Genomic DNA, 22918 nt, shown 5'->3' with positions numbered 1-22918 from the left:
ATAATGGAGATGATTATGAGCTATACCCTGCCATCCCTGCCGTACGCTTACGATGCTCTGGAACCGCACTTCGACAAGCAGACGATGGAGATCCATCACACTAAACACCATCAGACCTACGTGAACAATGCCAACGCCGCGCTGGAAAGCCTGCCGGAGTTCGCTAACCTGTCCGCTGAAGAGCTGATCACCAAGCTGGATCAGCTGCCGGCTGACAAAAAGACCGTACTGCGTAACAACGCGGGCGGCCACGCTAACCACAGCCTGTTCTGGAAAGGCCTGAAAACCGGCACCACCCTGCAGGGCGACCTGAAAGCGGCTATCGAGCGCGATTTCGGCTCTGTAGACAATTTCAAAGCGGAATTCGAAAAAGCCGCTGCGACCCGTTTCGGCTCCGGCTGGGCGTGGCTGGTCCTGAAAGGTGACAAACTGGCCGTTGTCTCCACCGCCAACCAGGATTCCCCGCTGATGGGCGAAGCCATTTCCGGCGCTTCCGGCTTCCCGATCCTGGGTCTGGACGTGTGGGAACACGCTTATTACCTGAAATTCCAGAACCGTCGTCCGGACTACATCAAAGCCTTCTGGGACGTAGTGAACTGGGACGAAGCTGCAGCGCGTTTTGCCGCTAAAAAATAAGGTTGCATTGCGCTAAGAGAGAAGCGAGTCTGATGACTCGCTTTTTTTATATCTGTAGCAAGGAGAGCAGCCATGCATTATCCGGTGAATGTCTTTGTCGGCAAAATCAGGGACTACGCGGGCAGTCGCCCCAGCGCGATCGGCAAAATCCAGGTCGATGGCGAATTGCAGCTCGGCGATCTCGGCCTCGATGGGGATGAGCAGGCGGAGAAGAAAATACACGGCGGGCCGGACCGCGCGCTGTGCCACTATCCGCGCGAACACTATGCCGACTGGATGCGTGAATTCCCCCAGCAGGCCGAGCGCTTCTGCGCGCCGGCGTTCGGCGAAAACCTCTCCACCACCGGGCTTACCGAGCAAAATGTTTATATCGGCGATATCTTTCGCTGGGGCGAGGCGCTGATCCAGGTCACCCAGCCGCGATCGCCGTGCTTCAAGCTCAACTTTCATTTTGCGATCGGTGATATGGCGCAGCTGGTGCAAAACAGCGGGAAGACCGGCTGGTTGTATCGGGTGATTGCCGGGGGGCAAGTCTCCAGCGATGCGCCCCTCGAACTGGTTTCCCGGCTGAGCGATGTCAGTGTCCATGAGGCCGGGGCGATTGCCTGGCAGATGCCGTTTGATGATGATCAGTATCATCGTTTATTGTCGGCTGCGGGCCTGTCGGTGAGCTGGAGCAGAACGATGCAGAAGCGGCGTTTAAGCGGCAAGATCGAGGATAGTTCGCGGAGATTGTGGGGGAAATAATTCCCCCATATTGAGTATTTTCGGGGATGCTCCCGGCTTAGCGCAGCGCAAACCGGGACAGAGTCAGGTGCGCTTATACAGCGGCAGCCAAAGGGTTAAGCGCAAACCACCCAGCGGGCTGTCGTCGGCCTTCACCCAACCGCGGTGCTGCTGAATAGCGGTTTCGACAATCGCCAGCCCCAGACCGGTGCCGCCGGACTCGCGGTCGCGCGCCTCGTCGGTCCGGTAGAATGGCCGGAAAATCTGTTCGCGATCCTCCGGGCTGACGCCCGGGCCGTCGTCGTCGACGTTAACCGTAATCCCGTCTTTATCCACCGAGAAGCTGACGGAAATCTTCGTGTGCGAGTAGCGCAGGGCGTTGCGGACGATATTCTCCAGCGCGCTTTCCAGCGCATTAGGGTTACCGTACAGCGGCCAGGGGCCCGGCGGATATTCAACGGTGAAAGATTTACCCATCTGCTCGGCTTCAAACGCCGCGTTGTCCAGCACTTCGCCCCACAGCTGATTGGCTTTCACCGTCTCGCTGACCAGGGCATTTTTGGCCTGATTGCGCGACATCACCAGCAGGTCGTTGATCATGCTGTCCAGCCGGTGCGCCTCGGTTTCGATGCGCTCCAGCTCCTTGCTCTCACCGCTGCGGCGACGCAGCAGGGCGGTGCCCAACTGCAGGCGCGTAAGTGGTGTGCGCAGCTCATGCGAGATATCAGACAGCAGCCGCTGCTGGCTGGTCATCATCCGCTCCAGCGCGGTGACCATCTGGTTAAAGCTGGCGCCAGCGGCTAAGAACTCCTGCGGCCCGGCTTCCAGCTCCGGATGCTGGCGCAGGTTGCCCTGGGCGACTTCGTCGGCGGCGTTTTTCAGCTTACGCGCCGGTTTCGCCAGGCTCCACGCCAGCCACAGCAGCAGCGGGGCGCTGACCAGCATCGTGACGATAAGCAGCAGCAATGGTCGATCAAACAGCAGGTTGATAAAGTCGGATTGTGAGGTGCTGGCGGGACGAATCAGATAGAGCTGATAGTTATCCTCACCGTCCCTGACGGAAAACGGGCCCACCATTTCCAGGCGGCCATAGCGTTTTTTCTGCGGATGATCGGCATTATCGGCCTGGCCGATAAAGTTACGAATGATCTGCATCTCGTTGCGTTCTGCGCCGATCACGCGGCCTTCGCTGGTCACCAGCAGCAGGCGTTGTCCCGGCGGCGCCCATTTATCGATGGCGCGAAACAGACGGCGCCACCACATCAGGTCGTTTGGCGGATCGTTGGCCAGCTCGGCCTCGACGTGCTGCTCGATCATGATGCCCTGACGCTGCTCGCTTTCCAGCAGCTCGGTCATCTGCCGGGAATCCAGTTTGGGCAACATCAGCACCAGCATCAACACCAGCGCCAGCGTGAGCCAGAAGATGGCGAAGATGCGTGCAGTCAAACTTCCAATCATGAAGCGGAAACCATCAGATACCCGCGGCCACGCAGCGTTTTAAACCACGGATGGCCATCTTTGCGCTCCGGCAGCTTACGCCGCAGGTTGGAAATATGCATATCGATGGCGCGGTCGAACGGCGTCAGGCGCTTGCCTAACACTTCCTGGCTTAAATGTTCACGCGACACCACCTGGCCGAGATGTTGCGCTAACAGATAGAGCAGGGTGAATTCGGTACCGGTGAGCTCCAGCGTCTGGCCATCGAAATTGGCTTCCTGACGGCCCGGATTCAGGCTTAAAGCATCCACTTCCAGCGTTGGCGATCCGGCTTCGGTCGTCTGCTGCTGCTCGCTCCAGTGGGAACGGCGCAGAATCGCGCGTATACGGGCCACCAGTTCACGATCGTTGAACGGCTTAGGCAAATAGTCATCCGCGCCCAGCTCAAGACCGAGAACGCGATCCAGCTCGCTCCCGCGCGCTGTTAGCATGATAACCGGGGTCTGGTGTGTCTGACGCAGCTCTTTCAGCGTATCAATACCGTTTTTCTTCGGCATCATTACGTCGAGCAGCAATAAATCAACGCTGTCGTCCAGAAGGGCCAGCGCCTGTTCCCCATCATGGGCCACCAGCACGTTAAAACCTTCCATATCGAGCAGCTCTTTTAACAGGGAGGTGAGCTCCCGGTCATCATCAACTAACAGGATTTTATTCATCTTTTAAATACCTCCGAGGCAGAAATTACGTCATCAAGGCCCGCTAATCCATGACTTTACGTTGTTTTACACCCCCTGACGCATGTTTGCAGCCTGAATCGTAGACTGTCTCTCGTTGAATCGCGACACAAACGTTTTGGGAGTATGTGATGCGCAATGTTATCGCTGCCGTCATGGCCTCAACGCTGGCGCTAAGTGCATATAGCCAGGCCGCTGAAGTCGTTACCAGCGTTAACTGGCTCCCCGGAGACGAAGGGGGACAGCGCGGTAGCCAGAGCCATATGTTTGACGGCATAAGTTTAACCGAGCAGCAACGTCAGCAGTTACGGGATCTTATGCAACGGGCACGCCACGACAGGCTCCCCGTTAATGTTAGCGAAATGGAGACAATGCATCGCCTTGTCACCGCAGAAAATTTTGATGAAAACGCTGTGCGCGCCCAGGCAGAAAAGATGGCGCAGGAACAGGTTGCTCGCCAGGTCGAGATGGCTAAGGTCCGCAACCAGATGTATCACCTGCTTACGCCAGAGCAGCAAGCGGTTTTAAATGCTAAGCACCAGCAACGTATGGATCAGTTGCGTGAGGTTGCAAGGATGCAGAAAGGCTCAGCAATGATGCTTTCGAGTAGTAGCAACACCCTGCAACCCCAGTAACAAACCCTGTTTTCCTTGCCATAGACACCATCCCTGTCTTCCCCCACATGATGTGGGGGTTTTTTTTGCCCTTTTTTCGGCAAATCAACTTCTTCGCGTATCCCGTGAGCGTCACAAGTTCAGGTTATACTAAGCGCATTGCAGGAGAAGGAGCCTATATGAATCAATCTTATGGCCGGTTGGTCAGCCGCGCCGCTATCGCCGCGACGGCCATGGCCTCCGCGTTACTTTTGATCAAAATTTTTGCGTGGTGGTATACCGGTTCAGTCAGTATTCTGGCTGCGCTGGTGGATTCGCTGGTGGATATTGCCGCCTCGCTGACCAACCTGCTGGTGGTTCGCTATTCGCTGCAACCTGCTGATGAAGAGCATACCTTTGGCCACGGCAAAGCGGAATCGCTGGCGGCGCTGGCGCAAAGCATGTTTATCTCCGGCTCGGCGTTGTTTCTGTTTCTCACCGGCATCCAGCACCTGGTGCGTCCGGAGCCGCTGCAGGCCGCTGGCGTCGGGGTCGTCGTCACGTTGATCGCCCTGTTCAGCACGCTGGCGCTGGTGACCTTCCAGCGCTGGGTGGTGCGAAAAACCCAGAGCCAGGCGGTGCGGGCGGATATGCTTCATTATCAGTCTGATGTTATGATGAACGGCGCTATTCTGGTGGCGCTGGGCCTTTCCTGGTACGGCTGGCATCGCGCCGATGCGTTGTTTGCCTTAGGAATTGGCATCTATATTTTATATAGCGCGCTGCGGATGGGCTATGAGGCGGTTCAGTCACTACTCGACCGCGCCTTGCCTGACGAGGAGCGTCAGGACATTATCACCATCGTGACCGCATGGCCCGGCATCCGCGGGGCGCACGATCTACGAACGCGGCAGTCAGGGCCGACCCGCTTTATTCAGATTCATTTGGAAATGGAAGATAACCTCCCGCTGGTGCAAGCCCACGTAATTGCAGACCAGGTGGAGCAGGCGATTCTGCGCCGTTTCCCGGGATCCGATGTCATTATCCATCAGGATCCCAGTTCTGTGGTGCCAGCGGCGCAGCAGGGCTTTTTTGAGCGTTAGGTTATAGTCTGTAAACTCGATGTAAAAATGTGGGGCAGATCGGCATTTTTTGTATAAATTACCGCCGTTTGGTCTGACCTGAATCAATTCAGCTTGAGGCGTTTGATATACTATTGTCATTAGCGTCGTGCACTCCTGGTGAGGGAGCGCTTCAGGCAACAGAATTATTTTTTGCTTCCTAAGTTCAGAGGTAGTCATGATTAAGAAAATCGGTGTGTTGACAAGTGGCGGTGATGCGCCGGGCATGAACGCAGCAATTCGTGGCGTTGTGCGCGCGGCATTAACGGAAGGTCTGGAAGTTTTTGGAATCTATGACGGTTACCTCGGATTGTATGAAGACCGTATGGTTCAGCTCGACCGTTACAGCGTTTCCGACATGATCAACCGCGGCGGCACCTTCCTGGGCTCCGCTCGCTTCCCGGAATTCCGCGAAGAACACATTCGCGCTGTGGCTATCGAAAACATGAAGAAGCGCGGCCTGGACGCGCTGGTGGTTATCGGTGGTGACGGGTCCTATATGGGCGCAATGCGCCTGACCGAGATGGGCTTCCCGTGCATCGGCCTGCCTGGCACCATTGACAACGATATCAAAGGCACTGACTACACCATCGGCTTTTTCACCGCCCTGAGCACCGTGGTGGAAGCGATTGACCGCCTGCGCGACACCTCTTCTTCACACCAGCGTATCTCCGTGGTGGAAGTGATGGGCCGTTACTGCGGCGACCTGACCCTGGCGGCGGCGATTGCCGGCGGCTGTGAGTTCATCATGGTGCCGGAAGTGGAATACACCCGTGACGATCTGGTCGCTGAAATCAAAGCTGGTATCGCGAAAGGGAAAAAACACGCTATCGTGGCGATCACCGAGCACATGTGCGACGTTGACGAGCTGGCAAGCTACATCGAGAAAGAAACCGGCCGTGAAACTCGCGCTACCGTTCTTGGCCACATTCAACGCGGCGGTTCCCCGGTTCCTTACGACCGCATCCTGGCTTCCCGCATGGGCGCCTATGCAATTGAGCTGCTGCTGCAAGGCCATGGCGGCCGTTGCGTCGGCATCCAGAACGAGAAGCTGGTGCACCACGACATCATCGATGCCATCGAGAACATGAAGCGTCCGTTCAAGAACGACTGGCTGGATTGCGCGAAGAAACTGTACTAAGTTGCGCGTCGGATAAACAAAAGGCCTTCTCATGGAGAAGGCCTTTTTTATGGCGGAGGGTTTATTCGATATCCAGCGGGTCTTCCGACAGGATCATCCCGGTGTTATCGGCATACAGATGGTCGCCGGAGAAGAAGGTCACCCCGCCGAAATTGACGCGCACGTCGCTTTCGCCGATGCCTTCGCCAGCCGCGCCGACCGGAATAGCCGCCAGCGCCTGGATGCCGATGTCCAGTTCCTCAAGGTCGTCAACCTGGCGCACCGCGCCATAGACCACTAACCCTTCCCATTCATTCTGTACGGCCAGACGCGCCAGGTCGGCGTCAATTAACGCGCGTCGTACTGAGCCGCCGCCGTCGATCAGGAGAATATGACCACGGCCGTTCTGCTCGAGCAGATCATAGAGCAACCCGTTATCCTCGAAACATTTTACCGTAATGATTTGTCCACCAAACGACGACCGTCCTCCAAAGTTAGAGAACAGCGGTTCCACGACGTTGACATCTTCCTGGTAGATGTCACAAAGCTCGGAAGTATCGTATTTCATAGGCTTAACGTTCAGTTGCTGCGAGAGTTTTTAGTATATCCCGCGAATCCCATTGTTGGCAAAATCATCAATTGTTAATTGATATTTGTCAGTTAAGCCATTAGCTTACTGGCAATAATTCCGATAACAAACAGCAGGTTGGTCAGTAAGGCCCCTTTGACCGTCTTTTCGAGCATTGGCCGCATCGCCAGCGGATCGGATTCGCGCAGGACGTAGCGCGCCTGTTTGACCAGCAGCGGCGTGGCGAGAATAAACAGCCAGCCCCACACAGAATGCAGCGCCAGCAGATTAAACAGCGCCAGACACAGCAGGGAGCCGAACAGCAGGCAAGCATGATAGCGACGGGCATTGACCGGCCCCAGGCGCACGGCGAGGGTGTTCTTCCCGTTCTGCCGGTCGCTATCAATATCCCGCAGATTATTGATGTTCAGCACGGCAGTCGCCAGCAGACCGCAGGCCGTCGCCGGCAGAAAAATGGCCGCTTCCACATTATGGGCTTGCAGATACCAGCTGCCGAGGACGCTCAGCCAGCCGAAGAAAACGAGTACTGAGATATCACCCAGACCAATATATCCATAGGGGCGGGTGCCCACCGTGTAGGTGATGGCGGCCACGATAGACAGGCCTCCCAGGGCGAGGAAGCCGATGAAGTCGCCGACGCTCTGCCAGGCGGCGCACAGCAGCGCCAGACCAAACAGACAGATCAGCGCGACGGTGACGATGAGAGCGCGCTTCATCTGCTGGGGGGTAATCACCCCTTTCTGCATGCCGCGCAGCGGCCCGATGCGATCGGGTTTATCGCTCCCTTTGACTGCGTCGCCATAGTCATTCGCCAGGTTAGAAAGAATTTGCAGCAAGCCAGCGGTGATCAGCGCCAGCAGAGCAACCCAGGGATCAAAATGGCCCTGCTGCCAGGCAAGGGTGGTGCCAACAATAATCGCGGCAAAGGCCAGCGGTAACGTTTTAGGACGCAGGCTTTCCAGCCACGCCCGAGAACGGCTGATATCAGTCATAGTTATTTTAGCCAATAAAAATGGGGGCTATAGCCCCCATCAACAGTGATGAAAATGCATTGCACCGGATTATAGGATAAAACGGCTCAGATCTTCATCTGCCACCAGAACATCCAGGTGTTTACTCACATATTCGGCATCGATAATGACGGTCTGGCCGTTCATCTCGCTGGCATCATAGGAAATATCTTCCACCAGACGCTCCAGCACGGTGTGCAGGCGACGCGCACCGATGTTCTCGGTGGTTTCGTTTACCTGCCACGCGGCCTGGGCGATACGCTTGATACCGTCTTCGGTGAATTCGATATTCACCCCTTCGGTCGCCATCAGCGCTTTGTACTGCACGGTGATGGAGGCATTCGGCTCGGTCAGGATGCGCTCGAAGTCATGGGTGGTCAGCGCTTTCAGCTCAACGCGGATCGGCAGACGCCCCTGCAGCTCAGGGATCAGATCGGACGGACTGGCCACCTGGAACGCGCCGGAGGCGATAAACAGAATGTGGTCGGTCTTAACCATCCCGTGCTTGGTGGAGACGGTGCAGCCTTCAACCAGCGGCAGCAGGTCGCGCTGTACGCCTTCGCGAGACACGTCCGGGCCGGAGGAGTTGCCGCCGCGCTTACAGATTTTGTCGATTTCGTCGATAAAGACGATACCGTGCTGTTCTACAGCGTCGATGGCTTCCTGCTTCAGCTCTTCCGGGTTGACCAGCTTGGCCGCTTCTTCTTCAATCAGCAGCTTCATCGCGTCTTTGATTTTCAGCTTACGCGGTTTCTGCTTCTGACCGCCGAGGTTCTGGAACATGGACTGCAGCTGGCTGGTCATCTCTTCCATGCCCGGAGGGGACATGATTTCAACGCCCATCGGCGCCGCAGCGAGATCGATTTCAATCTCTTTATCGTCCAGCTGGCCTTCACGCAGTTTCTTGCGGAACGCCTGGCGCGCAGCAGAGGGTTCCTGCGGCTGTTCAGCCTGGCCCCAGTTGTTTTTCGCCGGTGGGATCAGCACGTCAAGTACGCGCTCTTCCGCCAGCTCTTCCGCGCGGTAACGGTTTTTATCGATGGACTGCATGCGAACCATTTTGATCGCCGCATCGGTCAGATCGCGGATGATCGAGTCCACTTCTTTACCAACATAGCCCACTTCGGTGAACTTGGTCGCTTCAACTTTAATAAACGGCGCGTTGGCCAGTTTCGCCAGACGACGGGCAATCTCGGTTTTACCGACGCCGGTTGGGCCGATCATCAGAATGTTTTTCGGCGTGACTTCATGACGCAGCTCTTCGTTAAGCTGCATCCGGCGCCAGCGGTTACGCAGGGCGATAGCAACAGAACGCTTGGCGGCGTCCTGGCCGATAATGTGTTTGTCCAGTTCGCTGACAATTTCGCGTGGGGTCATTTCAGACATGGGAGATCCTTACGCTTTAGAAGGTAATTCTTCGATGGTGTGGAAATGGTTGGTATAGATGCAGATATCACCTGCAATATCCAACGCTTTCTCGGCGATGTCGCGCGCGCCCATATCGGTGTTTTCCAACAGCGCGCGGGCCGCGGCCTGGGCGTAAGGACCGCCGGAGCCGATAGCAATCAAATCGTTTTCTGGCTGTACCACGTCGCCGTTACCGGTGATGATAAGCGACGCGTTTTCGTCCGCGACGGCCAGCAGCGCTTCCAGCTTGCGCAACATCCGATCGGTTCGCCAGTCTTTGGCCAGCTCAACGGCGGCCTTCACCAGATGGCCCTGGTGCATTTCCAGTTTACGTTCAAACAGTTCGAACAGCGTGAAGGCGTCAGCGGTGCCGCCAGCAAAACCGGCAATCACTTTGTCGTTATACAGACGACGCACTTTCTTCACGTTGCCCTTCATCACGGTGTTGCCCAGCGTGGCCTGGCCATCACCGGCAATAACAACATGGCCGTTACGGCGAACACTTACAATTGTAGTCACGAGCAGACCCCTTGGTTGCAAAAGCGGAACAGGGGCCCCGCGCTGTCCGCGGGGCCGAATGCAATTATAGATGGGGGGGATTTTGAGGGTTTCAACCCCTGGCGGCGAGACGAATGCAGTTCGCGTGTCCGGCCATCTTCAGACGGGTGATCATCTCGTTGGCGCTTTCTTTGCCTTTCAGCGGACCAATGACTACGCGGTTCCAGCCGTTATTAGTGGTGATGTGCGAAGCGAACCCTTCGAAAGCCAGCTGAGCGCGGACGGTTTCGGCCTGCTCGGCGCCTTTAAAGGAGCCACACTGGATCATCCAGCTACGATCGTCTTTCTTCTCGGCGGCTTTCGGCGCTTCCTCCACGCGGGTTACCGGCGCGGCGGCCTGCGTACGTGGCTGCGTGGTATTGGTATGCGCCGGCGTCTGCAGCAGATCCTGGTACGGCTGCTGGTTCGACGCGGTCTGCTTCGGCTGTTGCTGTTGCACCGGCTTCGGCTGCTGGACGCGCGGCTGCTGCTGCACGGCCTGCGGCTGAGTTTGCGCCCACTGCTGCTGTTGCGCCTGCTGTTGCTGCTGTGCTAAACGCTGACGCTGCAACGTCTGCTGGCGCTGTGCCGGGGTTTGTTCGTTCCACGGCACTTCGGTCAGTTGGGTCGGCTGCTGGCGCATATCGGCCTGCATCTGGGCGAGCAGCTGGCGCTGCTCGTCGGTCAGCTGTTCCGGTTTCATCACCTCGCCACCGGCGGTCGGTTCGGTCGGCGCGCGGACGCCAGGCTGGCGGCTTTCCAGCTCTTTGATATAGCGCCAGCGCTCTTCCGGTTTTGGCGGCAAGCCGTTACCGGCGGCCTGGCGATTTTGCATCGCTTCCGCTTCTTCTTTCTTATGGTGCGTAATGAAATAAAGTCCACCGATAAAGGCCACCAGCACCGCCGCCGCGATCGCCACCATAGCCGGTGAAATCGCCGGAAGGCTGCTTTGCTTATTCCTTGAGCTTCGGGTAGTGCTCTTTTTGCGCCGCGAAGAAGCCGGTTGGCTGCGGCGTACATAATCTCGTTGTGCCACTATCGTTTCGCTGTCTTATATTTGTTCGTCAGCCCGCCATGTTACTTAAGCGGCGGGCCTTTGACCAGAAGAGCAGGCCCGAAAGCCTGATGGTTATCGTCTGATTTTTTGCGTACTGCCGCGAACGATCAGTTCGCAATCGAGCAGACGCGAGCCGCTGTTCACATTATGACCCTGCATTTGCTCAAGTAATAGCAGCATTCCTTCACGGCCGATATCAAAACGCGGCTGTGAAACGGTGGTCAACGGCGGATCGCAAAATTCAGACAACGCGATGTTATCGAAGCCGACAATCGACAGGTCGTCCGGCACCTTCAGGCCGCGGCGTTTCGCCAGCGACAAGGCGCCCAGCGCCATCACATCACTATGGCAGAAGACCGCGGTGGGCGGCACCGGCTGTGACAGCAGCTGCTCCAGCGCATTGGCGCCGGCTTCGAAGGTAAAATTGCCGCGAGCGATATAGTGCGGATCGACGGTGATACCGCTGCGGCGCAGCGCCTGCACATAACCCTGCAGGCGATAATGGCACAGCGGCATATCTTCCGGGCCGGCGATACAGCCAATACGCTGGTGTCCCAGCTCATGAAGATAGTTCACCGCGTTAAAGGCCGCCGTCAGGTTATCGATGTGGACGGTGGGTAACTCCAGCTCCGGCGCGAATTCGTTCGACATGACCATCGGCGGCAAATTGCGCTGCTCTTCCACGCTGGCGTCGAACGGCAGGCGCGAGCTGAGCAGCACCATGCCGTCGATCTGCTTGGTGATAATAAGGTCGATAAAGGTTTTTTCTTTCTGGTTCTGGTGGGCGCAATCGCCGATTAACACCAGATAACCGTGCTCGGCGGCCGTGACTTCAATTCCGCGGATGACTTCACTAAAAAAGGGATCGCAGATATCCGGCACGATCACGAGGATCGTCCGCGATTCGTTGCGCTTCATATTTCGCCCGAGCGACTGCGGTAAATAGCCGACTTCCAGCGCCGCCTGCTCGACCCGGTTACGGGTGGCTTGCGACACCTTATCAGGGTTCATCAACGCTCGGGACACGGTTGCCGTGGAAACGTTTGCCTTGAGGGCGACGTCTTTCATGGTGGCGGCAACCACTTGTTTTTTGGGCTTCACCTGGTTTCTCCTCGCTGAATGGCGCTGACATTTCCCTTGCGCGCTAACTGCTGCATCATTTTTATCAGATAGTCGCGGCAGTGAGTTACAGAATTTTCATGAAAAACGTGATGCTTGTTGAATTTTTCGATCCGGCTCGCAAGAGAAGCCTTACCCTTCAATAGGATCGACATCCAGCACCCATTTCACTTTTCTCGCCTCCGGTAGCGTATTGATTAACGCCAGCGTACCGCTGACGATGTGCTGCAGGCGCACCCGCGAAGGGTGCTGCAGCAATATTTGCCAGCGCCAGCGGCCGCCGCGCTTCGGCGCCAGCGCCGGAACCGGACCGAGCACCCACAGTTTATCGTCGGCCAGCGGGCTGGCCTGCAAGAGATTACGTAACTGCTGTAAAAAAAGCGGCGCCTGCTGGTTGTTATGGTCTTCAGCACGTATCAACACGTGACTGGTCCACGGCGGTAGCTGCATCGTCTGGCGTTCGGCCAGCGCCTGCTCGGCAAAGGCGTCGTAGCCTTTATACAGCAGGGTCTGCAGCAGAGGATGCTCCGGATGGTGGGTTTGCAGGATCACTTCGCCCTGTTTTCCTGCCCGGCCCGCTCGTCCGGAGACCTGGGTATAGAGCTGAGCGAAACGCTCTGCGGAGCGGAAATCAGCGGAAAATAGCGCCCCGTCGACGTCCAGCAGGGAGACGAGGGTCACGTCCGGAAAGTGGTGGCCTTTGGCCAGCATTTGGGTGCCGATCAAAATGCGCGCGCCGCCGCGGTGGACTGCGGCGAGATGTTCCTCAAGCGCCCCTTTACGGCTGGTGGTATCGCGGTCGATACGCGAGATGGGCACACCAGGGAACAGCGGCGTCAGGGACTGCTCCAGTTGCTCGGTGCCGATACCCACCGGCACCAGATGTGTGGAACCGCAGGAAGGGCACTGGCGCGGGATAGGGCGCTGACTGTCGCAATGGTGGCAGCGCAGATGGTGCTGCGCCTGGTGCAACGTATAGTAGCTGTCGCAGCGCGGGCACTCCGCGATCCAGCCGCAGTCGTGGCACAGCAGCGCCGGCGCAAAGCCGCGGCGGTTAAGAAACAGGATCACCTGGTTATCCGCCTGCAGATGCTGGCGCATGCGGTTGATCAGCGCGGGTGACAGACCCGCCTGCAGCACCTGTCCTTTCAGGTCGAGCACGTGCTGCTGGGCTGGACGCGCGTTGCCCGCGCGTTTGCTTAAGGTTAACTGCCGATATTTGCCCTGGCGGACGTTGTGCAGGGTCTCCAGCGCCGGCGTCGCCGAGCCGAGAATAATCGGGATCTGTTCGCTGTGAGCGCGCCATACCGCCAGGTCGCGGGCGTGGTAGCGCCAGCCTTCCTGCTGTTTGTAGGAGCTGTCATGCTCTTCGTCGATGACGATGACGCCGAGATCTTTAAACGGCGTAAACAGCGAGGAGCGAGTGCCTATCACAATGGCCGCTTCGCCGTTTTTCGCCTTCAGCCAGGCCGAGAGACGTTCGCTGTCATTGAGTCCGGAGTGCAGCACTTCCACCGGCGCATTAAAGCGCTGGCGAAAACGGGCGATAGTTTGCGGCGTCAGGCCGATCTCCGGCACCATCACCAGCGCCTGGCGCCCCTGCGCCAGTACATTCTCCAGCACGCTCAAGTAGACTTCCGTTTTCCCTGAGCCCGTGATGCCTGCCAGTAGCCAGGCGGAGAAGCGATCGGCAGCGCTGTGGATCGCCCCGACGGCGGTGGCCTGTTCGGTATTCAGACGCAGACGCTCGCCGGCAACCGAATACGTGCTGCGCCAGTCGGTGAGGACGGGAGCTTCACAGGCCAGCTCCGCCAGCCCTTTGCCACGCAGCGCCTGCAGCGCCGCTTCATTAAATTCCAGTTCGCTAACCTGATGACGCCAGATCTTTCCCTGGCGCAGCGCCGCCAGCGCCTGCTGCTGCTTTGGGGAGCGTTTCAGACCGTTGAGGTCGACAGCCTGCCCCTGCTCGGTGGCGAACCAGTACCACAGCGGCGTCGCGCTGGCGGGTTTGCCCTGGCGCAGCAGAATGGGCAGCGCATGGAACAGCACATCGCCAATCGGATGATGGTAATACTCAGCCGCCCACATCAGCAGTCGCCAGACGGTGCCAGAGAAGACCGGCTCGTCGTCCAGCGCTTCGGCGACCGGTTTGAGTTCATCCAGCGGCAGCTCGCTGCGCTCGCTCACCGCCGCGACAATGCCGATCCGCTCCTGTTTGCCGAACGGCACCCGCACCCGACAGCCCGCTTTGACTACCATGCCATCAGGCAGCAGATAGTCAAAGGTGCGCGGTAGCGGAACGGGTAGGGCAACGTGGGCGACGGGCATGTCATCTTCCTGACTTGAAATCTGGCGGGATAGTATACACATTACGATAAGGCGGCGCGGATCAGTTTGCATATGCTGGTCAAATTCTGTATGATTCGCCGCCTTCAATGCACTTTATACCGCATTGGAGATTGACCATTACCGTACGCTTCGCGCTGTCAGCAGCGTGGAAGACGACGGGAAATTATTAATATCGCGTGGTGTCTGGCGTTAGGGCTGGAAGAGCGACGCGGCCTTAACTGAGGTTCTCCCATGAAAAAAGGTATTCACCCAAAATACGAAGAAATTACTGCTACCTGTTCTTGCGGTAATGTCATGAAAATCCGTTCCACCGTTGGTCACGACCTGAACCTCGACGTGTGCGGTAAATGCCACCCGTTCTTCACAGGCAAACAGCGTGATGTTGCTACCGGTGGCCGTGTTGACCGCTTCAACAAGCGCTTCAGCATCCCGGGCAGCAAGTAAGTTGCCAGAAGAAGCCGCCTCAGGGCGGCTTTTTTGTGCCTCTCGCCAGCCTGGGCGGGACACAAAAAAGGGCGGAAGATTGCTTCCGCCCTTTTTATCAACTCAGTATTCCCACGTATCCGGGTCGATCCCCAGTTCACGCATAATCTCTTTCGCCGCTTCCGGGATCTCATCGCTGCGCTCTTTACGCAGGTCTTCATCGTTAGGCAACGGTTGTCCGGTAAAGGCATGCAGGAACGCTTCGCACAGCAGCTCGCTGTTGGTCGCGTGACGCAGGTTGTTCACCTGACGACGCGTGCGTTCATCGGTGAGGATTTTTAACACCTTCAGAGGAATGGAAACCGTAATTTTCTTTACTTGCTCACTCTTCTTACCGTGCTCAGCGTATGGGCTGATATATTCGCCGCTCCATTCAGCCATGAGATACCTTAATCCTCTGTTTATTAGTGAAGGGCCAGAATATTCCGCCCGGGCTATAATTGCGCGTAGTTTACCGTATGAGCGCGCTTTCTAACATGAGATAAGCCGCTACCGACGTGCGCTAATGCATATAATTTTAACGGCTATTTGCACTTTGCTCAATCTATACGCAAAGAAGTTTAGATGTCCAGATGTATTGACGTCTATTGTGACAATGTTTACTCTGGAGCCTGACTTTTCACCGATTCAGCCCAGGAACTTCCCAACATGACGCGTAAACAGGCCACCATCGCAGTGCGTAGCGGTTTAAATGACGACGAGCAGTACGGTTGCGTTGTCCCGCCGATCCACCTTTCCAGTACCTATAACTTTACCGGCTTTAATGAACCTCGCGCCCACGACTACTCCCGCCGCGGCAACCCGACGCGTGATGTGGTGCAGCGCGCCTTAGCGGAGCTGGAAGGTGGCGCCGGCGCGGTGCTGACCAATACCGGTATGTCGGCGATCCTGCTGGTGACGACGGTGTTCCTTAAGCCGGGCGATCTGCTGGTGGCGCCGCACGACTGCTACGGCGGCAGCTACCGTCTGTTCGACAGCCTGGCGAAGCGCGGCTGTTATCGCGTCCAGTTCGTCGATCAAAATGATGAGCAGGCGCTGCGGGCGGCGTTGGCGGAAAAACCGAAGCTGGTGCTGGTCGAAAGCCCAAGTAATCCATTGCTGCGGGTGGTGGATATTGCGAAAATCTGTGGTCTGGCGCGTGAGGCAGGCGCGGTGAGCGTGGTGGACAACACCTTCCTGAGCCCGGCGCTGCAAAACCCGCTGGCGCTGGGCGCCGACCTGGTGTTGCATTCCTGTACTAAATACCTGAATGGCCACTCCGATGTGGTTGCCGGGGTGGTGATTGCCAACGATCCGGCGACTGTCACCGAACTGGCATGGTGGGCGAATAATATTGGCGTCACCGGCAGCGCGTTCGACAGCTATTTGCTGCTGCGCGGTCTGCGGACGCTGTCTCCGCGTATGGAGGTGGCGCAGCGTAATGCCCTGGCGATTGTTGAGTATCTGAAAACCCAGCCGCTGGTGAAAAAGCTGTATCATCCGTCGCTGCCGGAAAACCAGGGGCATGAAATTGCGGCGCGTCAGCAAAAAGGTTTTGGCGCAATGTTAAGCTTCGAGCTGGACGGTGACGAGCAGACGCTGCGCCGTTTCCTGAGCGGGCTGTCGCTGTTTACACTGGCGGAATCGCTGGGGGGCGTTGAAAGCCTGATTTCCCATGCGGCAACGATGACGCATGCCGGCATGGCGCCTGAAGCGCGTGCCGCCGCCGGAATTTCAGAAACGCTTCTGCGTATTTCAACCGGTATTGAAGATGGTGAAGATTTAATTGCCGACCTGGAAAATGGCTTCCGGGCAGCAAACGAGGAATAAAAATGAGTGTGATTGCGCAGGCAGGGGCGAAGGGTCGTCAGCTGCACAAATTTGGTGGGAGTAGTTTAGCGGATGCGAAATGTTACCTGCGCGTCGCGGGGATCATGAAGGAATATTCGCAGGCGGGCGACATGATGGTTGTCTCCGCCGCTGGCAGCACCACCAACCAGCTGATCAGCTGGCTTAAACTTAGCCAGAGCGATCGCCTTGCTGCGCATCAGGTTCAGCAGTCGCTTCGCCGTTATCAGACCGAGCTGATTGGCGGTCTGGTGGAGCCTGCGGCGGCGGATACGTTGATCGCCGCCTTCATCCATGACCTTGAGCGTCTGGCTGGGCTGCTTGATGGCGGGGTTACCGAAGCGGTTTATGCGGAAGTAGTCGGCCATGGTGAAGTCTGGTCCGCACGCCTGATGGCGGCGGTCCTTAACCAACTGGGTATGGAAGCGGCCTGGCTGGATGCTCGCGCTTTCCTGCGTGCGGAACGCGCCGCGCAGCCGCAGGTGGATGAAGGATTATCTTATCCACTGCTGCAACAGCTGATGGCGCAACATCCTAATAAGCGTCTGGTGGTGACCGGCTTTATCTCCCGCAACCAGGCCGGAGAAACCGTCCTGCTGGGCCGTAACGGGTCTGACTACTCCGCCACGCAGATCGGCGCGCTGGCGGGCGCCTCTCGCGTCACCATCTGGAGTGATGTCGCCGGGGTGTACAGCGCGGATCCGCGTAAGGTCAAAGATGCCTGTCTGCTGCCGCTGCTGCGTCTGGATGAAGCCAGCGAGCTGGCGCGTCTGGCCGCTCCAGTGCTCCACGCCCGCACGCTGCAGCCGGTGTCCGCCAGCGATATCGATCTGCAGTTACGCTGTAGCTATACGCCGGAACAGGGTTCTACGCGCATTGAGCGTGTGCTGGCCTCCGGTACCGGCGCGCGGATTGTCACCAGCCATGATGACGTCTGTCTGGTGGAGTTCCAGGTGCCGGCCAGCCATGATTTCAAACTGGCGCATAAAGAGCTGGACGCCCTGCTCAAACGCGCCCAGCTGCGCCCGTTAGCCGTTGGCGTCCATGCCGACCGTAAGCTGCTGCAGTTCTGCTATACCTCCGAGGTCGCCGACAGCGCGCTGAAGCTGCTCGATGAAGCGGGTCTGCCGGGCGAGCTGCGTCTGCGTCAGAAGCTGGCGCTGGTGGCGATGGTGGGCGCGGGTGTCACCCGTAACCCACTGCACTGCCATCGTTTCTGGCAGCAACTGAAAGGGCAACCGGTGGAGTTCACCTGGCAGTCCGAAGAGGGGATCAGTCTGGTAGCCGTGTTGCGCGCCGGACCAACGGAAAGCCTGATCCAGGGGCTGCATCAGACCTTGTTTCGTGCAGAGAAGCGTATTGGCCTGATGCTGTTCGGCAAAGGGAACATTGGTTCCCGCTGGCTGGAGCTGTTTGCCCGCGAACAAACCACGCTGTCGGCGCGTACTGGCTTCGAGTTTGTTCTCGCCGGCGTAGTCGACAGTAAACGCAGCCTGCTGAACTACGACGGGCTGGATGCCAGCCGGGCGCTGGCCTTCTTCAACGATGAAGCGGTGGAACAGGATGAAGAGTCGCTGTTCCTGTGGATGCGCGCGCATCCGTACGATGATTTAGTGGTGCTGGACGTCACCGCCAGCGAACAGCTGGCCGACCAGTACCTTGATTTCGCCAGCCATGGTTTCCATGTGATCAGCGCCAACAAGCTGGCGGGCGCCAGCAGCAGTGATAAATATCGCCAGATCCACGACGCGTTTGAGAAGACGGGTCGTCACTGGCTGTATAACGCTACCGTTGGCGCGGGTTTGCCGGTGAACCATACGGTGCGCGATCTGATCGACAGCGGCGATACCATCCTCGGCCTGAGCGGTATCTTCTCGGGAACGCTCTCCTGGCTGTTCCTGCAGTTTGATGGCACCGTGCCGTTCACCGACCTGGTGGATCAGGCCTGGCAGCAGGGGCTGACCGAGCCGGATCCGCGCGTCGATCTGTCCGGTAAGGATGTGATGCGTAAGCTGGTGATCCTCGCGCGGGAAGCGGGTTATGACATCGAACCGGATCAGGTTCGTGTGGAATCACTGGTCCCTGCCCACTGCGAAGAGGGGTCGGTCGATCACTTCTTTGAAAATGGCGAAGAGCTGAACGAGCAAATGCTGCAGCGCCTGGAGGCGGCCCGCGAAATGGGGCTGGTGCTCCGCTACGTGGCGCGCTTTGATGCTAACGGCAAAGCACGCGTCGGCGTGGAAGCGGTACGCGAAGAGCACCCGCTGGCGGCGCTGCTGCCGTGCGATAACGTGTTCGCCATCGAAAGCCGCTGGTATCGCGATAACCCGCTGGTGATCCGCGGACCCGGCGCCGGGCGCGATGTGACCGCCGGGGCGATCCAGTCGGATATTAACCGTCTGGCGCAGCTGCTGTAGTTCCGAGAAAAAGACCAGGCGCTGCCTGGTCTTTTTTGTTAGTGCGCCGCAAAAACCGCTTTAGCGGCAAACAGGCCGTTGAGCGCCGCCGGGAAGCCGGCGTAGACCGCCATCTGCATGATCACTTCCGTAATCTCCTCTTGCGTCAGACCGACATTTAATCCCGCGGCAATATGTACTTTCAGCTGCGGCGCGGCGTTACCCAGCGCGGTGAGCGCGGCAATAGTGGCGATTTCCCGGCTGCGTAAGTCGAGCCCTGGCCTGGCGTAAATATCGCCGAAGGGGAACTCAATCAGATAGCGGGCGAAATCGGGGGCGATATCCTGCAGGCTGTCCACGACGGCTTCCCCGCCGTGGCCATCCACCCGCTGCAGCATTTCCTGACCGGTGATATAACGTTCGCTGGACATCATTTTTTCCTCTCTGTGATGAAGCGTTGAGAGGAAGGGTAGGGAAGTGTGCCGGACTTGAGTAATACCCTTTTCGTGATACCTTTTCAGTATGACAACTTCGCGATTACATTCCCTGGATATTCGCCTGCTGCGCGCCTTTGCCGTGGTGGCGGAGGAAAATAACATCAGCCGGGCGGCGCAGCGGTTATTTATCTCGCAGCCGCCGCTGACCCGCCATATCCGCCATCTGGAAGCGCAGCTGGGGGTGACGCTGTTTCAGCGCCACAGCAAAGGCTTGATCCTGACCGACGCGGGAAGAGAAGTGCTGGAGATGATTCGACCTCTGCTGGTGCTCCAGGAACGCACGCTGGCGGCATTGAGCCAGCTCTCCGCTCACTCGCCGCAGCCCTTGCGTCTGGGATTGACCACCGCCTTTGAACAGGGCATTTTCGCCGCCGTTGAATCTGCGCTGAGCGATCATACCCGCACGTTGCATATTACCCGCCACGCCTCACCGGCACTGGCTCAGCAGGTACGCAAAGGCAAACTCGATGCGGCGCTGGTCGCGCTGCCGCTGAATACTGAAGGGCTGCACCTGCATCCTTTGCCGTATCAGGAGCCGCTCATCGCGGCATTGCCTGTCTCCTGGCCGGAAGCCGCCAGACCAGCGTTAACGCTACGCGCGCTCAATCATCGGCCGCTGTTCTGGTTTAAACGCGAGCGCAATCCCGATTTCTTTGACTACACGCGACGTATTTTCGACCGGGCTGGTTATACCCCCGCTTACGTGGAAGAGCCTGCCGAACATGATGTGCTGCTGGCGCGTATTGCGCGTGGCGAAGGCATGATCCTCCTGCCGGCGTCCTTTTCCGCGATCCAGCGTCAGGGGGTGGTGTTCTGTCCTGTCGCTGAAGGCGACAACATGCCGTTAAGCCTTGGGGTGATCTATGCGCCTCACCAGGCAGAATCCGTGCAGCAATGGCTCTCACTGCTGGATGATCACCTGACGACTCGCTAGTCTCAGGCTGAACATCGTGCTACCCCATATTGACTGCAGAGCGAGCTCTTTCGGCTGGCAAAGCGGCGGAAGATGAATTTTTTTCATTTTAGAGGCCTATTCCTCACTCTTTACGCAGATTTTTCTATTGACGCCCGCGCGCTTTTCCGTCATTTTTACATCTGGACGTCTAAACGTATAGAAGTTCGCAATATAACAGCCATTACATGCGATTGATGAGGTAAGGTATGAGCTTTTTTCACGCCAATCAGCGGGAAGCCCTGAATCAGAGCCTGGCGGAAGTCCAGGGCCAGATTAATGTGTCTTTTGAATTCTTTCCGCCGCGCACCAGTGAAATGGAGCAAACCCTGTGGAAATCCATCGATCGCCTGAGCAGTCTGAAACCGAAGTTTGTTTCGGTAACCTATGGCGCGAACTCTGGCGAGCGCGATCGCACGCACAGCATCATCAAAGGCATTAAAGAGCGAACCGGTCTGGAAGCCGCGCCGCACCTGACCTGTATCGATGCCTCTCGTGATGAGCTGCGTACTATCGCTCAGGATTACTGGAACAACGGTATTCGCCATATCGTCGCCCTGCGCGGCGACCTGCCGCCGGGCAGCGGTAAACCGGATATGTATGCCGCCGATCTGGTGACGCTGCTGAAAGAGGTGGGCGATTTCGATATCTCTGTCGCCGCGTATCCGGAAGTGCATCCGGAAGCGAAAAGCGCACAGGCGGATTTGCTGAACCTGAAGCGTAAAGTCGAGGCGGGCGCCAACCGCGCGATCACCCAGTTCTTCTTCGATGTGGAAAGCTACCTGCGTTTTCGCGATCGCTGCGTTTCGGCGGGCATCGACGTGGAAATCATTCCGGGTATCCTGCCGGTCTCCAACTTTAAACAGGCGAAAAAGTTTGCGGATATGACCAACGTCCGTATCCCGGTGTGGATGTCGAAAATGTTCGAAGGGCTGGATAACGACGCCGAAACCCGTCAGCTGGTGGGGGCGAATATCGCCATGGACATGGTGAAGATTTTAAGCCGGGAAGGGGTAAAAGACTTCCACTTCTACACCCTGAACCGCGCCGAGATGAGCTACGCCATCTGCCATACGCTGGGCGTGCGTCCGGCCTGAGTGCTTGCCGTTTCGCGCAGCCGGTGGGCGACGCGTCCGGCAGATAAACATAAAAAAACACCCGGCTGATACCGGGTGTTTTGCTCTGGTTTATTCCCATTCCTGCAGGAAGCGCTGGCCGTATTGGTCGGCCACCAACAGCGCGGCGTAGACCTGGTCTGAATCGACGCCGCCCGGCATATTGTGAATGGTTTCGCCTTCAGCGCAGGCGGCTTCCGCCACCAGGCGCATTTTGGTCGGGATATCACCTTTGATATCCAGCTGCGCCAGGGTGATCGGCAGCCCAACGCTGTGGCACAGCGCGGCGACGGTCTCTATTTCGTCCACCGGCGCATTTTCCAGCACCAGCTGCGTCAGGGTACCGAACGCCACTTTTTCCCCGTGATAATAGTGGTGGGCGTCAGGGATGGCCGTCATGCCGTTATGAATCGCGTGCGCCGCCGCCAGACCGCCGCTTTCAAAGCCGACGCCGCTCAGGTAGGTGTTGGCTTCCACCACTCGCTCCAGCGCCGGGGTGACCACGTGCTGTTCGGCGGCCAGCATCGCTTTTTCACCCTCTTCAAGTAAGGTGTTGTAGCACAGCTCGGCCAGCGCCAGCGCCGCCTGAGTGCATTTCCCGCCCGCCATGGTGGTGGCGCCGCTGCGGGAGCAGGCGCGGGCTTCGAACCAGGTGGCCAGCGCATCGCCAATCCCGGCGGCCAGCAGGCGGGCCGGTGCGCCGGCAACAATCTGCGTATCGACAATTACCATGTTGGGGTTGTGCGGCAGCATCAGGTAGCTGTCGAACTCCCCTTCGTCGGTGTAAATCACCGAGAGCGCGCTGCACGGCGCATCGGTAGAGGCGATGGTGGGGGCGATCGCCACCGGCACCTTCATAAAATGGGCCAGCGCTTTCGCGGTATCCAGCGTTTTACCACCGCCGATCCCCAGCACGGCGGTGCACTTCGCGCTGCCGGCGATATCGCGCAGGCGATTGATTTCATTATGCGAACACTCACCGCCAAACGGCGCAATTTCGGCCGCCAGGCCAGCGTCGGCCAGGCTTTTACGCAGCATCTCTTCCGCAAACCCCAGTACGAACTTATCGCCGACTACCAGCCAGCGTTCGGCCAGAGGCTTCAGATAGTCGCCGAGGCGCTTGATGGCGCCTGCGCCCTGAATGTATTTGCCTGGTGATTGAATAATGCGATCCATTTCGATTCCTCCTCGATGACCGTGCTGCCGCCCGCAG

22 protein-coding genes are annotated in these 22918 nt (G+C 57.9%); 10 read left to right on the top strand and 12 right to left on the bottom strand.

Features of this window, described 5'->3' with window-relative positions:
- The first annotated feature begins 15 nt into the window (after window positions 1–15).
- Entirely contained in the window at window positions 16–636 is a 621-nt protein-coding gene (sodA, locus tag AC3EMD_RS26915) for a superoxide dismutase [Mn] (protein ID WP_004203668.1), read from the top strand.
- Window positions 637–708: 72 nt separating this feature from the next.
- Window positions 709–1383 carry a 6-hydroxyaminopurine reductase gene (yiiM, locus tag AC3EMD_RS26910; protein ID WP_023296856.1) on the top strand — a complete coding sequence of 225 codons (675 nt, stop codon included), beginning with the start codon at window positions 709–711 and terminating at the stop codon, window positions 1381–1383.
- Between the two features lie 63 nt (window positions 1384–1446).
- Here yiiM and cpxA read toward each other — a convergent pair whose 3' ends face one another.
- Both cpxA and cpxR read right to left on the bottom strand, forming a co-directional pair.
- Complete coding sequence (cpxA, locus tag AC3EMD_RS26905; protein WP_008807874.1) at window positions 1447–2820, bottom strand: envelope stress sensor histidine kinase CpxA; 1374 nt, start codon at window positions 2818–2820, stop codon at window positions 1447–1449.
- Complete coding sequence (cpxR, locus tag AC3EMD_RS26900) at window positions 2817–3515, bottom strand: envelope stress response regulator transcription factor CpxR (protein ID WP_002882901.1); 699 nt, start codon at window positions 3513–3515, stop codon at window positions 2817–2819. Before cpxR ends, cpxA begins: the two co-directional genes overlap by 4 nt.
- Before the next feature lie 149 nt (window positions 3516–3664).
- On the opposite strand from cpxR, the gene cpxP reads away from it, so the two are divergent.
- The 3 genes from cpxP to pfkA all read left to right on the top strand — a co-directional run bounded on the left by cpxP (window position 3665) and on the right by pfkA (window position 6388).
- Entirely contained in the window at window positions 3665–4168 is a 504-nt protein-coding gene (gene cpxP / locus AC3EMD_RS26895) for a cell-envelope stress modulator CpxP (RefSeq protein ID WP_004178004.1), read from the top strand.
- Window positions 4169–4326: 158 nt separating this feature from the next.
- Entirely contained in the window at window positions 4327–5229 is a 903-nt protein-coding gene (gene fieF, locus AC3EMD_RS26890; protein WP_008807873.1) for a CDF family cation-efflux transporter FieF, read from the top strand.
- Between the two features lie 196 nt (window positions 5230–5425).
- Window positions 5426–6388 carry a 6-phosphofructokinase gene (gene pfkA / locus AC3EMD_RS26885; protein WP_002882911.1) on the top strand — a complete coding sequence of 321 codons (963 nt, stop codon included), beginning with the start codon at window positions 5426–5428 and terminating at the stop codon, window positions 6386–6388.
- A 61-nt stretch (window positions 6389–6449) separates the two neighbouring features.
- Here the strand turns inward: pfkA and rraA are convergent, their stop codons facing one another.
- The 7 genes from rraA to priA form a co-directional block, all read right to left on the bottom strand.
- The gene (gene rraA / locus AC3EMD_RS26880; protein ID WP_002882913.1) at window positions 6450–6935 is read right to left on the bottom strand and encodes a ribonuclease E activity regulator RraA; all 486 of its coding nucleotides are present in this window, start codon (window positions 6933–6935) and stop codon (window positions 6450–6452) included.
- Window positions 6936–7027: 92 nt separating this feature from the next.
- Window positions 7028–7948: a 1,4-dihydroxy-2-naphthoate polyprenyltransferase gene (gene menA, locus AC3EMD_RS26875; RefSeq protein ID WP_064324134.1), complete on the bottom strand. Its 921-nt coding sequence runs from the start codon at window positions 7946–7948 to the stop codon at window positions 7028–7030.
- Window positions 7949–8017: 69 nt separating this feature from the next.
- Window positions 8018–9352, bottom strand: a complete 1335-nt coding sequence (gene hslU / locus AC3EMD_RS26870; protein WP_008807871.1) for an ATP-dependent protease ATPase subunit HslU — start codon at window positions 9350–9352, stop codon at window positions 8018–8020.
- Between the two features lie 9 nt (window positions 9353–9361).
- Window positions 9362–9892 (bottom strand): ATP-dependent protease subunit HslV, encoded by a 531-nt coding sequence (gene hslV / locus AC3EMD_RS26865; RefSeq protein WP_002882918.1) that lies wholly within the window; start codon window positions 9890–9892, stop codon window positions 9362–9364.
- Between the two features lie 91 nt (window positions 9893–9983).
- Window positions 9984–10946 (bottom strand): cell division protein FtsN, encoded by a 963-nt coding sequence (ftsN, locus tag AC3EMD_RS26860; protein ID WP_071599441.1) that lies wholly within the window; start codon window positions 10944–10946, stop codon window positions 9984–9986.
- A 93-nt stretch (window positions 10947–11039) separates the two neighbouring features.
- Window positions 11040–12068 carry a DNA-binding transcriptional regulator CytR gene (gene cytR, locus AC3EMD_RS26855; protein ID WP_004203676.1) on the bottom strand — a complete coding sequence of 343 codons (1029 nt, stop codon included), beginning with the start codon at window positions 12066–12068 and terminating at the stop codon, window positions 11040–11042.
- Between the two features lie 150 nt (window positions 12069–12218).
- Window positions 12219–14414 (bottom strand): primosomal protein N', encoded by a 2196-nt coding sequence (priA, locus tag AC3EMD_RS26850; RefSeq protein ID WP_302073860.1) that lies wholly within the window; start codon window positions 14412–14414, stop codon window positions 12219–12221.
- Between the two features lie 252 nt (window positions 14415–14666).
- Between priA and rpmE the strand changes: the two genes are divergently transcribed.
- Window positions 14667–14879 (top strand): 50S ribosomal protein L31, encoded by a 213-nt coding sequence (rpmE, locus tag AC3EMD_RS26845; protein WP_008807868.1) that lies wholly within the window; start codon window positions 14667–14669, stop codon window positions 14877–14879.
- Window positions 14880–14981: 102 nt separating this feature from the next.
- Here rpmE and metJ read toward each other — a convergent pair whose 3' ends face one another.
- Window positions 14982–15299 carry a met regulon transcriptional regulator MetJ gene (gene metJ, locus AC3EMD_RS26840; protein WP_004107547.1) on the bottom strand — a complete coding sequence of 106 codons (318 nt, stop codon included), beginning with the start codon at window positions 15297–15299 and terminating at the stop codon, window positions 14982–14984.
- Between the two features lie 267 nt (window positions 15300–15566).
- Between metJ and metB the strand changes: the two genes are divergently transcribed.
- Complete coding sequence (metB, locus tag AC3EMD_RS26835) at window positions 15567–16727, top strand: cystathionine gamma-synthase (RefSeq protein ID WP_049165344.1); 1161 nt, start codon at window positions 15567–15569, stop codon at window positions 16725–16727.
- A gap of 2 nt (window positions 16728–16729) precedes the next feature.
- Window positions 16730–19162, top strand: a complete 2433-nt coding sequence (locus AC3EMD_RS26830) for a bifunctional aspartate kinase/homoserine dehydrogenase II (protein ID WP_008807866.1) — start codon at window positions 16730–16732, stop codon at window positions 19160–19162.
- Between the two features lie 38 nt (window positions 19163–19200).
- On the opposite strand, the gene AC3EMD_RS26825 is transcribed toward AC3EMD_RS26830, so the two are convergent.
- Window positions 19201–19572, bottom strand: coding sequence for a carboxymuconolactone decarboxylase family protein (locus AC3EMD_RS26825; protein WP_008807865.1), 372 nt, complete (start codon window positions 19570–19572; stop codon window positions 19201–19203).
- Window positions 19573–19663: 91 nt separating this feature from the next.
- Here AC3EMD_RS26825 and AC3EMD_RS26820 point away from each other — a divergent pair, with 91 nt between their 5' ends.
- Both AC3EMD_RS26820 and metF read left to right on the top strand, forming a co-directional pair.
- Window positions 19664–20572, top strand: a complete 909-nt coding sequence (locus AC3EMD_RS26820; RefSeq protein ID WP_117120732.1) for a LysR family transcriptional regulator — start codon at window positions 19664–19666, stop codon at window positions 20570–20572.
- 227 nt (window positions 20573–20799) lie between these two features.
- On the top strand, window positions 20800–21687 hold the full coding sequence (metF, locus tag AC3EMD_RS26815; RefSeq protein WP_002882952.1) for a methylenetetrahydrofolate reductase: 888 nt from the start codon (window positions 20800–20802) through the stop codon (window positions 21685–21687).
- Window positions 21688–21777: 90 nt separating this feature from the next.
- Here the strand turns inward: metF and gldA are convergent, their stop codons facing one another.
- Window positions 21778–22881, bottom strand: a complete 1104-nt coding sequence (gldA, locus tag AC3EMD_RS26810; RefSeq protein ID WP_012969213.1) for a bifunctional L-1,2-propanediol dehydrogenase/glycerol dehydrogenase — start codon at window positions 22879–22881, stop codon at window positions 21778–21780.
- Window positions 22882–22918: the final 37 nt, after the last annotated feature.

It is taken from the genome of Klebsiella sp. PK18, from assembly GCF_057784655.1.
Note: the sequence above shows the minus strand (reverse complement) of the source record. Positions and strands in the feature narration are given on the sequence as shown.

What these genes read in the sequence shown, in the direction of transcription:
- metJ (WP_004107547.1), bottom strand. Translation starts at nt 15,299, where the DNA reads ATGGCTGAATGGAGCGGCGAATATATCAGCCCATACGCTGAGCACGGT.
- AC3EMD_RS26820 (WP_117120732.1), top strand. Translation starts at nt 19,664, where the DNA reads ATGACAACTTCGCGATTACATTCCCTGGATATTCGCCTGCTGCGCGCC.
- menA (WP_064324134.1), bottom strand. Translation starts at nt 7,948, where the DNA reads ATGACTGATATCAGCCGTTCTCGGGCGTGGCTGGAAAGCCTGCGTCCT.
- hslU (WP_008807871.1), bottom strand. Translation starts at nt 9,352, where the DNA reads ATGTCTGAAATGACCCCACGCGAAATTGTCAGCGAACTGGACAAACAC.
- metB (WP_049165344.1), top strand. Translation starts at nt 15,567, where the DNA reads ATGACGCGTAAACAGGCCACCATCGCAGTGCGTAGCGGTTTAAATGAC.
- cpxP (WP_004178004.1), top strand. Translation starts at nt 3,665, where the DNA reads ATGCGCAATGTTATCGCTGCCGTCATGGCCTCAACGCTGGCGCTAAGT.
- gldA (WP_012969213.1), bottom strand. Translation starts at nt 22,881, where the DNA reads ATGGATCGCATTATTCAATCACCAGGCAAATACATTCAGGGCGCAGGC.
- fieF (WP_008807873.1), top strand. Translation starts at nt 4,327, where the DNA reads ATGAATCAATCTTATGGCCGGTTGGTCAGCCGCGCCGCTATCGCCGCG.
- cpxR (WP_002882901.1), bottom strand. Translation starts at nt 3,515, where the DNA reads ATGAATAAAATCCTGTTAGTTGATGATGACCGGGAGCTCACCTCCCTG.
- rpmE (WP_008807868.1), top strand. Translation starts at nt 14,667, where the DNA reads ATGAAAAAAGGTATTCACCCAAAATACGAAGAAATTACTGCTACCTGT.
- sodA (WP_004203668.1), top strand. Translation starts at nt 16, where the DNA reads ATGAGCTATACCCTGCCATCCCTGCCGTACGCTTACGATGCTCTGGAA.
- metF (WP_002882952.1), top strand. Translation starts at nt 20,800, where the DNA reads ATGAGCTTTTTTCACGCCAATCAGCGGGAAGCCCTGAATCAGAGCCTG.
- cpxA (WP_008807874.1), bottom strand. Translation starts at nt 2,820, where the DNA reads ATGATTGGAAGTTTGACTGCACGCATCTTCGCCATCTTCTGGCTCACG.
- AC3EMD_RS26830 (WP_008807866.1), top strand. Translation starts at nt 16,730, where the DNA reads ATGAGTGTGATTGCGCAGGCAGGGGCGAAGGGTCGTCAGCTGCACAAA.
- priA (WP_302073860.1), bottom strand. Translation starts at nt 14,414, where the DNA reads ATGCCCGTCGCCCACGTTGCCCTACCCGTTCCGCTACCGCGCACCTTT.
- pfkA (WP_002882911.1), top strand. Translation starts at nt 5,426, where the DNA reads ATGATTAAGAAAATCGGTGTGTTGACAAGTGGCGGTGATGCGCCGGGC.
- yiiM (WP_023296856.1), top strand. Translation starts at nt 709, where the DNA reads ATGCATTATCCGGTGAATGTCTTTGTCGGCAAAATCAGGGACTACGCG.
- AC3EMD_RS26825 (WP_008807865.1), bottom strand. Translation starts at nt 19,572, where the DNA reads ATGTCCAGCGAACGTTATATCACCGGTCAGGAAATGCTGCAGCGGGTG.
- rraA (WP_002882913.1), bottom strand. Translation starts at nt 6,935, where the DNA reads ATGAAATACGATACTTCCGAGCTTTGTGACATCTACCAGGAAGATGTC.